The sequence below is a fragment of the Pseudomonas paeninsulae genome (genome assembly GCF_035621475.1).
GTDB classification, from domain to species: domain Bacteria; phylum Pseudomonadota; class Gammaproteobacteria; order Pseudomonadales; family Pseudomonadaceae; genus Aquipseudomonas; species Aquipseudomonas paeninsulae.
Genome location: NZ_CP141799.1, coordinates 4,119,081 through 4,131,643, shown reverse-complemented (window position 1 = coordinate 4,131,643; position 12,563 = coordinate 4,119,081). Strand labels below are relative to the sequence as shown.

General features: G+C 63.6%; 11 protein-coding genes. 3 read left to right on the top strand and 8 right to left on the bottom strand.

Annotated features, from left to right (window positions below):
- Window positions 1-5: 5 nt before the first annotated feature.
- The 3 genes from VCJ09_RS19050 to VCJ09_RS19040 form a co-directional block, all read right to left on the bottom strand.
- Window positions 6-1,067 (bottom strand): imelysin family protein, encoded by a 1,062-nt coding sequence (locus VCJ09_RS19050; RefSeq protein ID WP_324731641.1) that lies wholly within the window; start codon window positions 1,065-1,067, stop codon window positions 6-8.
- A 98-nt stretch (window positions 1,068-1,165) separates the two neighbouring features.
- Complete coding sequence (locus VCJ09_RS19045; RefSeq protein WP_324731640.1) at window positions 1,166-2,578, bottom strand: di-heme oxidoreductase family protein; 1,413 nt, start codon at window positions 2,576-2,578, stop codon at window positions 1,166-1,168.
- A 150-nt stretch (window positions 2,579-2,728) separates the two neighbouring features.
- Complete coding sequence (locus tag VCJ09_RS19040) at window positions 2,729-4,054, bottom strand: imelysin family protein (RefSeq protein WP_324731639.1); 1,326 nt, start codon at window positions 4,052-4,054, stop codon at window positions 2,729-2,731.
- 207 nt (window positions 4,055-4,261) lie between these two features.
- Between VCJ09_RS19040 and VCJ09_RS19035 the strand changes: the two genes are divergently transcribed.
- Window positions 4,262-4,834, top strand: coding sequence for a LemA family protein (locus VCJ09_RS19035; RefSeq protein ID WP_324731638.1), 573 nt, complete (start codon window positions 4,262-4,264; stop codon window positions 4,832-4,834).
- A 3-nt stretch (window positions 4,835-4,837) separates the two neighbouring features.
- Window positions 4,838-5,734: a GIDE domain-containing protein gene (locus VCJ09_RS19030; RefSeq protein ID WP_324731637.1), complete on the top strand. Its 897-nt coding sequence runs from the start codon at window positions 4,838-4,840 to the stop codon at window positions 5,732-5,734.
- Window positions 5,735-5,830: 96 nt separating this feature from the next.
- Here the strand turns inward: VCJ09_RS19030 and VCJ09_RS19025 are convergent, their stop codons facing one another.
- From VCJ09_RS19025 to VCJ09_RS19010, 4 genes are all read right to left on the bottom strand, one after another.
- A complete protein-coding gene (locus VCJ09_RS19025) occupies window positions 5,831-7,897 on the bottom strand; it encodes a putative bifunctional diguanylate cyclase/phosphodiesterase (RefSeq protein WP_324731636.1) in 2,067 nt (688 codons plus the stop codon).
- A gap of 463 nt (window positions 7,898-8,360) precedes the next feature.
- A complete protein-coding gene (locus VCJ09_RS19020) occupies window positions 8,361-8,942 on the bottom strand; it encodes a superoxide dismutase (RefSeq protein ID WP_079203054.1) in 582 nt (193 codons plus the stop codon).
- A gap of 188 nt (window positions 8,943-9,130) precedes the next feature.
- Window positions 9,131-9,736 carry a LysE/ArgO family amino acid transporter gene (locus tag VCJ09_RS19015; RefSeq protein ID WP_324731635.1) on the bottom strand — a complete coding sequence of 202 codons (606 nt, stop codon included), beginning with the start codon at window positions 9,734-9,736 and terminating at the stop codon, window positions 9,131-9,133.
- 5 nt (window positions 9,737-9,741) lie between these two features.
- Window positions 9,742-10,143: an ACT domain-containing protein gene (locus VCJ09_RS19010; protein WP_324731634.1), complete on the bottom strand. Its 402-nt coding sequence runs from the start codon at window positions 10,141-10,143 to the stop codon at window positions 9,742-9,744.
- A 98-nt stretch (window positions 10,144-10,241) separates the two neighbouring features.
- On the opposite strand from VCJ09_RS19010, the gene VCJ09_RS19005 reads away from it, so the two are divergent.
- A complete protein-coding gene (locus tag VCJ09_RS19005) occupies window positions 10,242-11,147 on the top strand; it encodes a LysR family transcriptional regulator ArgP (RefSeq protein WP_407692984.1) in 906 nt (301 codons plus the stop codon).
- A 279-nt stretch (window positions 11,148-11,426) separates the two neighbouring features.
- Here the strand turns inward: VCJ09_RS19005 and VCJ09_RS19000 are convergent, their stop codons facing one another.
- Entirely contained in the window at window positions 11,427-12,485 is a 1,059-nt protein-coding gene (locus tag VCJ09_RS19000) for a saccharopine dehydrogenase family protein (RefSeq protein ID WP_324731633.1), read from the bottom strand.
- Window positions 12,486-12,563 lie beyond the last annotated feature (78 nt).

Below are 12,563 nucleotides of genomic sequence, written 5' to 3'. Positions count from 1 at the left end.
TTCTCCTAGTCGCCATCGTGGGAGTTGAAACCCATCTGGATGCCGAGGGCTTTCGCCAGCTCGGTTTCATGCAGGCGGTGCAAGGCATTGAGGCTGTCGTACAGCGCGTTCAGCTCGCTGCGACCGGCCGGGTCGGCGAGCAGCTCGCCGAGTGGACGTTGCAGGGCGGCAAGGCGTTGGCGGGTATCGCTGTAGGCGGTGTCGATGCGTTGTTGCAGGGCTACCTGATCACTGCTCAGCAGGGCTTGCACGCCGTCCTGCTCAGCACCACGCCAGATGCGTTCGGCGCTGGCCAGGCCGGCCGCCAGGTTGGCCAGGCTGGCCTTGCTGCGCCACGCCTCTGCCTGATACGGCTGCGGCTGGCCTTTGCTCTGTCGACCGAGTGGGGTGCCAAGTTTCTTTTTCAGACCGTCGAGGGCGTTGACCTGGGTGCGCAGCAACTCGGCGACGGCTTCGGCAGGCTCGGCGTAGCGCTCGTTGGGGAAAGCTTGCAGCTGCGCGGCCATCCCGTCCTTGGCTTGCCAGCGATCGAGTACGTCGGTTGCCAGGGCTTGCTGGTGCTGACCGATGGCGACTAACAGTGGGCAGTAACGGGCCTTCTGCTCGGCATTGCCGAGGTCGATGGCCGCGTCGTACACCAGGTATTCGTAAGCGGTCAGACCTTGTACCACCACGCTGGATTTATCCAGGTCGGCGGGCGTCAGCTCTGGTTTGTTCTTGAGCAGTGCTTCGACCTGGCGCGCCACCAGATTCTTCTTGTCCGGCCAGAACTGTACCTGCCAGGCCCGGTTGCCCTCGGCCAGCGGGCCGATCAGCAGCGGCTGCAGGCTGGCCCAGGCGCTTTGCGCGGTGAGGAAGGCCTGGCGTGCATCGCTGAGGTTTTGCTGGTCGGCGCAGAAGGCCTGGCCGCTGCTGGCCAGCTGTCGGTTGGCCTCGGTCCAGGTGCTGTAGGCCGGCAGCAGTACGCCGTTGGTCAGGGCGCTGCTGACGCTCTGCTGCGGATCAGTGGGTGAGCAGGCGGCGAGTGTCAGGCTCAGCAAGGCGAGGGTGAGGGGGGAACGGATCATGCACAGCTCCTTAGTGAGTGTTTACACATTAACTGCGCTTGGCCCGGCTGCGTTGAAATCAGCCTGGCCATCGCTCGCTACTTTGGTAAACACGCTCTCTATAGCGAATTCAAGAAAGCCAGCAACGCGGCACGCTGCTGGGCTGAAAAAGTCAGTACTTTCTGTTTGGCCGCTTCGGCTTCGCCGCCGTGCCAGGCAATCGCCTCCAGCAGGTTGCGCGCCCGGCCGTCGTGGAGAAACTGAGTATGGCCGCTGACCCTTTCGGTGAGGCCTATGCCCCATAGCGGCGGAGTGCGCCATTCTTGACCAGTGGCGAGAAACTCGTTGCGGTTATCCGCCAGTCCTTCCCCCATGTCGTGGAGCAGCAGGTCGGTATAGGGACGAATCAGCTGGTTGGCCAGCTCCGGCTCGGCGGCATCGCTGGCGGTGGTGAATTGTGGGCTGTGGCAGCGCTGGCAACCAGCCTGGTGGAACAGGCTCTTGCCCGCGAGTACCGCCGGCGCATCGACATCGCGCCGCGCCGGCACGCCCAGGTTGCGGCTGTAGAACAGCACGCTGGCGAGAATGCTGTCGGTGACTTCGGGCGTGCCACCGTGGGCAGCGTTGCGGCAGTCGTTTTGCTTGCTGCTGCAGTTGTCCTGGGTGGTCAGCGAGCTGGTCAGGCCCATGTCGTTGGCGAAGGCCTCGGCGTTTTGCTGATTCAGGCTGGGTTGCCCGGCTTTCCAGCCGAAACGGCCCAGCACCGTGCGCCGCTGCGCCCGATCCCAGACTCGGTTGGCGCGTCCGGAGATGCCGTCGCCATTGCTGTCGTTCGGGTCGGCATTGGCCAGGATTGCCGCTTCGGGGATGGCTTCGAGCAGTCCCAGGCCGATCATCGGCGGGGCGATGCGGGCGGAGAACCGGGTGTCCGCATGCAGCGGGCCATAACCGAGCTGACTGATGTCCAGTTGCGGATGGCGCAACTCAACCGCGCTGCCATCGGCCAAGTACAGGTTGTGCAGGCTGTAGCTGACCCGCACTTTGCCCTCGGGGGCGACGCCGGGATTAGCCATGTCTTGCAGTTGGCCGCCGTAGGTTGGTTCGGCAAGCACGCCCAGGCGCTTGATGATGTCGGCGTGCTCGTTTCCCGCGGGTAGCGATAGGCGCACCAGCATGGAGGCGGCGCTAATGGCATCCGGCGCGGGCGGGTGGCCGCGGCCGTCCTTGATGTGGCAGTTCTGGCAGGCGTTGGTGTTGAACAGCGGGCCCAGGCCGTCGCGCGCGGTGGTGGTGGCCGGGGAAGTCACCCAGGGATTGCGGAAAAAGCTGTTGCCGACGCTGAAGTCCAGGCGGCGTGAGGGTGGCAGATTGGCCGAGGGCAGGGAGAAGGCATTGTGGTCGTGCTTGAACACGGTGGCAGTGCCGGCCGACAGCGCTTCCCCTGGCTCGGCCTGGGTGAAACGGGGTGACTGATCACAGCCTGCCAGGCCGAGGAGAAGGCCCAGTAGCAGGTGAGGGAGCGGGGCACGCATCGACGGGAGTCCACGGCAGGAAAGTCAGGCGGGCAAGCTTAGCAGGCTGGCTGAATTTAAATAAGACGGATTTGCGTTAGCGTTGGTGGTGAAAAGTCGCAGGCAGAACAACCTGGGTGATCGTGCGATCGCCCAGGTTGTCAGGCGAACTTAGAAGCTGTGGTCGGCGGTGTCCGGGTTGAGATCGCCGAGGCCCAGCTTGCCAGCGACCTGTTCGATCGCGTCGGTCTGTTTGACCAGGGCGGTGATGGCATCGCGCACGATCTGCTGGCCTGCGGTGTTGTCAGCCGCGATCAGTTGGTCAAAATGCTGGTCGTTGTTAGCGCTGTCGACCAGGGCCTGCAACTTGGCTTCAGTCGCTGCGAGGTCGGCCTTGAGCGTGCTGTCGGCCTGGACGTCGACCTTGGCCACCAGCGCGGACAAGCTCGGGCCGGTCAGGGTCGTGCCGTCGGCCTTGAGGTATTCGCCCAGGTAAACGTTACGAATGCCTTTGCCATCGTAGAAATGCGAGTTGTGGGTGTTGTCGCTGAAGCAGTCTTGCTCGTCTTCGGTGGAGTTGGCTTCCAGGGCGACCTTCATGCGCTCACCCGCCAGCTCGCCAAGGGACAGGCTACCCATGCCGAAGAGCATCTTGCGCAGACCGTTCTCGGCCGGTTCGGCTTGCAGGCTGGCGCGGTAGTTGTCCGCCACACCGGCCTGCCATTGGCCGACCATCTCGTCGAGGTCGCTGACCAGTAGATCGCTGGCAGCCTTGATGAAGGCGCGACGGCGTTCGTTGTTGCCGCCAGTGGCACCGTCGCCGACCACGAAGTCTGTGGCTGGACGCGCGCCGGCACCCGGGTTGCTGCCATTCAGATCCTGGCCCCAGAGCATGAATTCGATAGCGTGGTAGCCGGTGGCGACGTTAGCTTCGGAGCCACCCAGCTCATTCAGGCTGGCGAGCAGCTGCGGCGTGATCGTCGTCACGTCGAGCATGTCTTCGCCAACCTGGAGTTGCGTGTTGGCGATGATATTGGCAGTGGCGCCAGGATTGCCCAGGGCCGACTGGTAGTCGGCTGCCACGTAATCGATCAAGCCTTCGTCCAACGGCCAGGCATTGAGCTGGCCTTCCCAGTCGTCGACCACGGCATTGCCAAAGCGAAAGACTTCCGACTGCATGTAGGGCACCCGCGCAGCCAGCCAGGCTGCGCGGGCGGCTTGCAGGGTGGCGTCAGTCGGGTTGGCGAGCAGCGCGTCGATCGCGCTCTGCAGCGCCTTGCCGGTGCTGGCGGCGTCGCTGAATACAGCCAGAGCCAGGTCGGCATAGTGGACGACCACAGCGCTGGCAGCGGCTTCGTCGATGTGGTTGGTCGCGGCTACCGGGGCGCTGGCGACAGGTGCTGGGGTTTGGCTGACAGGTGCCTTGTCTTCGCCGCAGCCAGCGAGGGAAATAGCGATGGCCAGCAAGCTGGCGGAAGCCAGGGGCATACGAATCATGGTGAAATCCTTTGCATGGAGATGAGAGCTATACGCAGATGCGTACGCAAAGCTGCAACATAATGCGAAAGATTTGCATTTTGCGCAAAGGGTTACTGCGATTAAATCGCATAAACTCGTGCGGCGGATCTCCGTCTCAGCAGGCCGATGCCGCTAGAATGCCAGCATCCCCTCGCAGTCATGGCCCGCCGTTATGGAGCAAGCCGCATGAGTCTAACCAGTGTTGCCGTCCTCGTGATTCTGATTCTGATCGCCGCCTATGCGGTGATTCTCTACAACGCCCTGGTGCGCTTGAAGCATGGGCTGAGCAAGGCCTGGGCGAATATCGATGTGTTGCTCAAGCAGCGCCACGAAGAGTTGCCCAAGCTGGTGGAGACCTGCAAGCAGTACATGCAGTACGAGGGGCGTACCCTGGAGCGGGTGATTGCCGCGCGCAACGCCGTCGCCAGTGCCCGCGAGCAGCATGATCTGGGTGCCCTGGGCAAGGCCGAGAGCGGCTTGCGGGTTGGGCTTGGGCAGCTGTTTGCGCTGGCCGAGAACTACCCGGAACTGAAGGCCAATGACAATTTTCAGCATCTGCAGCTGCGCATCAGCGGCCTGGAGAACGGCATCGCCGATCGCCGCGAGCTGTACAACGAGGCGGTCAACCTGAACAACGTGCGCATTGAGCAATTTCCCGACGTATTGATCGCCCGGGCCTTCGCCTTCAAGGCGGGCGAGTTGCTGGAGTTCAGCGATGCGGAGAAGGCCGACGTCGATCTCAAATCGCTGTTCAGTTAGGCCGTGGCGTTCGAAGGGCTGTTGCTCAGCCTGCTGTTCAGCGGCGGCGCGACTCTCGCTGGCGCCTGGTGGAGCCTGAAACGCTGGTCCCAGGCGCGCCAGCTACTCGATACCCCGACCTCGAAGATCCGCTCGGCGGCCCAGGGCTATGCCGAGTTCTATGGCGTGCTGGCCGCGCTGGCCGATGCGCCGGTGCGTGCGCCGCTGACCGGAAAGCCCTGTCTGTGGTGGCGCTTCAAGATCGAGGAATACCAGTCCAGCGGCAAGAATCGCAGTTGGCGGGTGGCCGAGAGCGGTAGCAGTGAAGCCTGGCTGCGCTTGAGCGATGGCACCGGCGACTGCCTGATCGATCCGCGCGGCGCCGAGGTTCGCCCGGCGATCCGCGAAGTCTGGCAAGGCAACCTGCGCCACCCGCTGGGGCCGGCGAAAAGCAGGTTGCTCAGTTGGTTGGGCAGCGGCAAGCGCTATCGCTACAGCGAGGAGCGGTTGCAGGTCGGCCAGCCGCTGTATGCCATTGGCGATTTTCGCAGCAGTGGTGGCGGTCGTCAGGCCCGCGACCTTGAAGTAGCACAGAGCGCGGTGATCCGTCAGTGGAAGGGCGATTTCAGCGGCCTGTTGCAGCGTTTCGACAGTGACCGCAACGGCCGGCTGGATGAGCAGGAGTGGAATCGCGTGCGCCTGGCCGCGCAACTGGAAGCTGAGGACCGACATCGCCAGGAGAGTTCGCAGCCGGCGCAGCACCATCTGGGCAAGCCTGCCGAGTCGCGGCCGTTCATTCTGGCCAATGCCGGCGAAGATGAACTGGCGCGGCATTTCCATTGGCAGGCGGCCGGCGGCGCCGCGCTCTGCTTGGTCGGCGCGTTGGCGACGGCCTGGTTGCTCGGAGTGAGGGTGCTGTAGGACGGTTAGGCGGAGATTGCTATCAGAGCCCGCCACGCCTGAAGTGGGGCGCCGCCCGTCCGCCGCTATGTACGGTTGTCGGCAGGCTACGGGCTGTTACAGCGTGGCTGGGTTGATGGCGGCTTGGTTGAGGCGCCGGGCCTGCTTGAGGAAGAGTACTAGTTCGCGGGCCGGCAGCGGCTTGCTGTAGAGGTAGCCCTGACCTTCATGGCAGCCCTGGGCGATGATGTAGGCTTCTTGCTCGATGGTTTCCACTCCCTCGGCGATCACCTGCATGCCCAGGCTCTTACCCAGCTGGATGATGGCACGCACGATGGTGGCGTCGTCGTCGTCGTCGAGCAGATCCTGGACGAAGCTCTTGTCGATCTTGATCTTGTCCAGCGGCAGGCTCTTCAGGTAGCTCAGCGAGGAGTAGCCGGTGCCGAAGTCGTCAATCGCGATCAGTGCGCCGGAGCGGCGCAGGCTGAGCAGGTGCTGGGCGGCGGTGCTGATGTCTTCCATCAGGCCGGTTTCGGTGACTTCCAGTTCCAGGCTGCGCGGCGGCAGGCGATAGACCTGCATCAGGTTGTTGACCACTCGCGGCAATTCGGCGTGATGCAACTGCACGGTGGACAGGTTGATCGCCATGCGCAGCTCGCTGAAGCCCTGATCGTGCCATTCGCGCAGTTGTCGGCAGCCTTGGTCGAGAACCCACTCGCCGATCGCGATGATGCTGCCATTCTGCTCGGCCAGCGGGATGAACAAATCCGGCGGCACCAGGCCATGCTGCGGGTGTTGCCAGCGCAGCAGCGCCTCGACCCCGACTATCCGGTGATCGCGGTAGTCCACTTGCGGTTGATAGACCAGGAACAGTTGGTTGAGGGCCAGGGCCTCGCGCAGATCCTTCTCCAGCTCGCGGCGGCGGCGCATCTCGCTGTCGACGCTGGCGATATAGAACTGGTAGCGGTTGCGTGAGCGGCTCTTGGCCAGGGTCATGGTCTGTTCGGCTTTCTGTAGCAGCTTCTCGGTGCAGTCACCGTCTTCCGGGAACAGGGTGATACCGATAGTGGCGCGCAGGCGCACTTCCTGCTGGTCGAGAATAAAGGGTTGTTCGAGGTCATCCAGCACGCTTTGCGCCAGTTCGGCGGCCTCATAGGGCTGCTCGATGTTGGCTTGAACCAGGGCGAACTGGTCACCTCCCAGGCGGGCCAGGGCGCCGAGGCGACCACCGTGGCTGCGCAGGCGATCGGACAGGGCCAACAGCAACTGGTCGCCGGTCTGGTAGCTGAACTGCTCGTTGATACCCTTGAAGTCGTCCAGGCCGACGCAGAGCACGGCGACCCGGCGTTGCAAACGGCCGGCATCACCGAGAATCTGGTCGAGTTGCTGTTGCAGTTGTTGGCGGTTCGGCAGGCCGGTGAGGAAGTCGTACTGAGCCATGCGTAGCAGGCTATTTTCCGCTTCGCGGCGCAGGTGCGTGTTGCGTTCTATGGAGGAGAGCAATTGGTTGGCGGTGTTGATCCACAGGCCCAGTTCGTTTTTCTCGTTGCCTTTGAGCATCGGCAGCTTGTGTGCGCTGGGCCGATCCGGATTGATCTGACTGAGGTGCTCGATGATTTTCGACAGCGGTTTGGTCAGCAGCCAGTGGTAGACCAGGAACAGCACCAGGCCCATGGCCAGGGCGCGGAGCGCACCGACGATGAAGATGATCACCGAGTTGCTGACGAAGCTCTCGCCGTAGTGTGCGGTATCGAGGGTGATGCTGAGGTCGCCGTAATACTCGCTGTAGGGGCCGCGGCCCACCAGCTTGGTGGTGAAACTCTGTTCCTGGCCGAGAATCGGGTCGGTCAGCCAGCGGGTGGGCAATTGCGCCAGATCACGGGATTTTTCCGCAAGCATCGGCTCGTTGGGATGGCCGATGGCAGCCACCCGCACCGATTCGTGCTGGAACAGGCCTTCGATGACCTGCATACCCATTTCGCGATCCAGGCTGTAAACCGCCTGGGTCGAGGGGTCGCGAAACATGCCGAGAATGCGCTGGGCATCGTTGGTCACTGCCTGGCGGGTCTTGTAAACATCGAAGGCAATTTGCGCGCAGCTCAATACCACCCCAACGGCAAGCGCCGAAAGCAGTACTACACGTAGCAGCTTCAGAGACAGGCTGTTCTTGAGTTCCAGCTTCAAATGGCGGTTCCTTGTTCGATGCCAGAGGCGTCAGACCGCTGTGAGTATTAGCAACCTCGCGGTTGACGTCAAAGGGCCATTACATCAATACGCAACAATCTACCGGGTGAGCCGCGCTGGCACGGCTGCCGCAGGGCGTTGGCAGCCTCTCTAGTATGTCGGTGCGAAGGGCTGAGTACTTGAGCGCTATCTGCTGATTTATTTCACTGACCACTGACCACTGACCACTGCGTCGCGGCCTGCTCCACGAGTCGTCGTCCGGCATGCTCAGCATGTCGAGTCCGGCATTGATCCTACCCTGTTTTCAGGTATAGCGGCGAGGTGCGGGTGGTGCTCCCCGCATCGGGGTTGGCTGGGGCTGTGGCGCGGCTGTGCGGCGCGCCCTGGAAAGTAAAAAGCCCGGCTGATCAGCCGGGCTTTTTCATTACCTGCGCTGGCCCTGAGGCTCGCGCAATGGCAGGTCTCAGGCTGCGTAGTTGTTCGCTACGAAGTCCCAGTTGACCAGGTTCCAGAACGCTTCGACGTACTTCGGCCGCACGTTGCGGTAGTCGATGTAGTAGGCGTGTTCCCAGACGTCGCAGGTCAGCAGCGGAGTGTCGCCGCTGGTCAGCGGGTTGCCGGCACCGATGGTGCTGGCCAGGGCCAGGGAACCGTCGGCTTTCTTCACCAGCCAGCCCCAGCCGGAACCGAAGGTGCCGATGGATACTTTGCTGAACTCTTCCTTGAACTTGTCGAAGGAACCGAAGGCCGCGTTGATCGCGTCGGCCAGGGCGCCAGTCGGTTGACCGCCGCCGTTGGGCTTCATGCAGTTCCAGTAGAACGTGTGGTTCCAGACTTGAGCGGCGTTGTTGAAGATGCCGCCGGAAGAGGTCTTGACGATCTCTTCCAGGGTTTTGCCTTCGAACTCGGTGCCAGGCACCAGGTTGTTCAGGTTCACGACATAGGTGTTGTGGTGCTTGTCGTGGTGGAATTCCAGGGTTTCCTGGGAAATATGCGGCTGCAGAGCGTCATGTGCGTACGGCAGTGGCGGCAATTCGAAAGCCATGGTTGATCTCCTAATCAGGTCAGGTGCGGTGTTCGCGAAGCCGATCACGGGCGGCCATATCTGCGGCGGGAGTTATCTCTTTGCGCCGCGAGTCCAGAAGCATAGCACTGGGTCCGCGGCTTAAACACACGGGAACTGTGTGGGAAACCAACTTGAAGCAGCTACCCCGGGCATGTCGGGCAAGTGGCTCAGGCGGCGGGAGCGGCCAGCAACTGCCAGGCGATAGTGAACATCATCAAGGCCACGGCCAGATCGATCAGGCGCCAGGTTAGCGGTCGTGCCAATTGTGGGGCCAGCCAGGCGGCGCCGAGCGCGAGGCTGAGGAACCAGACCAGCGAGGCACTGGCAGCGCCCATGGCATAGGCTCCGGGCACACTCTGCTGGGCGCCGAGCGAGCCGATCAACAGCACGGTATCGAGGTACACATGGGGGTTGAGCAGGGTCACCGCCAGGGCGGCGAGTAATACGGTGCGTAGCGAGCGCGGGGCGGCTGCCCTTTGTTCCAGGCCCTGCGGCCGGCAAGCACGCAGCAGGGCCTGGGCGCCATACCAGAGCAGGAAGGCCGCGCCGCCCCAGCGGGCGACACCCAGTAGCAGCGGGATCTGCGCCAGCAGCGCAGCCAGGCCGAACACCCCGGCGGTCACCAGCAGGGCATCGCAGGTCACGCAGAGCAAGGCCACGGGTAGGTGATGTTCGCGGCGCAGGCTTTGCGCGAGAACGAAGGCGTTCTGTGCGCCGAGGGCGATGATCAGCCCGGCGGCGACCAGCAAACCATTGATATAGCTCTGCCACATGATCGTCACTCCGACTGTTTGGCCAGTTGTTGCAGCACCGCCATGGCGCGTTGGCCATCGACTTGGGCGACGAACAAGTGGTCGTGGTGGTAGCCGGCGATCACGTTGCAGCTGATGCCATGGGCGGCCAGCGCGGTGGCCACCGCGGCGGTGAGGCCGACTGCGGCGAGCGCCGAGTGCACTTCGAGGGTGATCCAGGCGGCGATATAGTCGAAATCCAGGCCCAGCCGCTCGGCCTGCTGGCGCGGCAGGATCAGGCTCAGACCCTCGCGCTCGCGGAAACTGCCGAGTGGTTGCAGGTCGGCCGGTGGCGTGGCATCGGCCAGACAGCAGAACACGTAGTCGCCGTCGTTCAGGATTGGGCTCATGCTGCGTAGCAGGGTGGGGAGCGAGGTCTCGCCGGCCATGATGATGTCCTTGTTGCAGGGTGGGGAGGTAGCCAGTCTGTTGCGCATGGCTGTATAAGAGAAACAAATTATGCTGATCTATCATTAGGAAAATTGATTTGTTCGACTACAAGTTGTTGGCCGCTCTGGCGGCGGTGGTGGAGCAGGCCGGTTTCGAGCGCGCCGCCCAGCTGCTGGGCTTGTCGCAATCGGCGGTGTCGCAGCGGATCAAACTGCTCGAAGCGCGGATTGGCCAGCCGGTGCTAGTGCGTGCCACGCCGCCGACGCCCACCGAAATCGGCCGGCGCCTGCTCAACCATGTGCAGCAGGTGCGTCTGCTTGAGCGCGATGTGCAGGATCAGGTGCCGGCGCTAGACGAAGGCGGGGTACCCGAGCGCCTGCGCATCGCCTTGAACGCCGACAGTCTGGCGACCTGGTGGGCTGCTGCCGTGGGCGAGTTTTGCGCCGAGCACCGGCTGTTGCTGGAGTTGCTGGTGGAAGATCAGGACGTCGGCCTGAAGCGCATGCGCGCCGGTGATGTAGCGGCTTGCGTATGTGCCACGGACCGGCCGGTGGCAGGGGCGCGTAGCCAGGCCCTTGGCGCCATGCGTTACCGTGCGTTGGCCAGTCCGGGATTCATTGCCCGGCATTTCCCCCAGGGCGTCACCCCGGCGGCGCTGACCCGGGTGCCGGGCATCGTGTTTGGTCCGGATGACCTGTTGCAGCATCGCTACCTGGCTGAACTTGGCGTCGAGGGTGGCTTTTTGCATCACCTGTGCCCGTCGTCCGAGGGCTTTATTCGCATGACCCAGAGTGGCCTTGGTTGGGGCCTGATGCCGGAACAGCAGGTGTTGAATGAGCTGGCCCGTGGCGAGTTGGTCGAGCTGATCGCCGATCGGCCGGTCGATGTGCCGCTGTACTGGCATCACTGGCGCAACGGCGGTGAGCTGCTCAATCGCCTGACCGATCATTTGCGCAAGGCGGCCGGCGAGTGTCTGGTACCCGCGGGTCAATCCGTTGGCTAGGCCGCGCCGGGCGACGATCCGCTTCAGCCCAGCTTGCCCGGTTTGCCTAGCGGTGGGCTGAAGTACGGGGCCGAGCGTCGCTCAACGCCTTGTTGCGCCGGTTTCGTCGCTTGGCCAAGCGCCAGCGCAATCCGAGATCGCCCGTCTGGATCGCAGCGCATTCACGCTTTATTGGGCTACGAGAGCTGTGTGGCTGGCGCCTTTTCATCCACCCTCGTTGTTGATGGATAGGTAAAGCGTCAGCCATCCTAGGTTGCGTTCGCGGCCACAGCGACAGTGTCAGGACAGCAGAATCTTGCCCGACCCCGGCAGCTGTTCCACGCAGCGTGCGCCGAGTAGTTGCGAGGGCGTGAAATAGCCGCCGGGGCCGCTGTAGGCGAGCAGGTGACGCACCGCCAGCAGCACGCCATGCACGGTCACCTCATAGCCATTGGTTGTTTCCAGGCGGGCGGTTCTCATTTCGCCAGCGGCGTTGCGTGCCTCGCCCCACAGCCAGGTGCGCTGCTGTTCGCGGGTGGCCTGGTCGGGACCCGATACGCGCTTGTCGACCAGGCGCTTGAGCCAGTGCTGGACGGCATTCAGGCCGAGCAGCGGGCGCAGCGGGTCGAGCAGGCGCATGCCGATGGCCAGGGCCGGCGGGGTAGACAGGTAGACCTCGATGTTGTCGATGCCGGTCGAGTAATAGGCAGTCGCCACGTCGCCCCAGGGAATGCTGACTGCGGATTTCACGCCGCGGCCGAAGTTGATCTGGCGGCGTCTATAGCCCAGCGGTACATCGGTGATGATGCCTGCGCGGCGCACCTTGCCGCCGAACGTGAAGCCTTCCACCAGGGTCCTGGCGGTGCCCGGTGACAGGCCGCTATCGCTGTCGAATCCCAGTGCCAGATGACTGGCATCGGGCAGCGCCTGGTGCAGGCAGGCGGCCAGGCAATCGCTGGGGATGACGTCGAAGCCAACGCCGGGGCAGACCACCAGTCCGGCCTCCCGGGCTTGCCGGTCACGGCCGTGAGCCGCTTCGAACACGCCGATCTCGCCGGTGATATCGACATAATGGGTCGCGCTGGCCAGGCAGGCATCGAGCATCGGTGCGCTGGTGGCGGAAAAAGGCCCGGCGCAGTGGGCGACCAGCACCACGTCGGCCAGTGCCTCGCGAGCGCGCTCGGGCTGGCCAATGTCGAATATCCGGCATTCCAGGCCCAGCAGGCTGCCCAGGGCATGCACCGCCGCCGGGTTGCGTCCGGCCAGAATCGGCGTCAGGCCCTGGCGCTGCGCTTCGGCGGCCAGCAGGTGGCCGGTGTAACCGTTGGCGCCGTAGATCATCCAGTTGCTCGTGGTCATGCCTGACTCCTGTGGGGGGATGCGCTGCATAACAGCGTAGTAGCTATATGCCGGCTGGCGTCTATCCAGAGGGCCGCC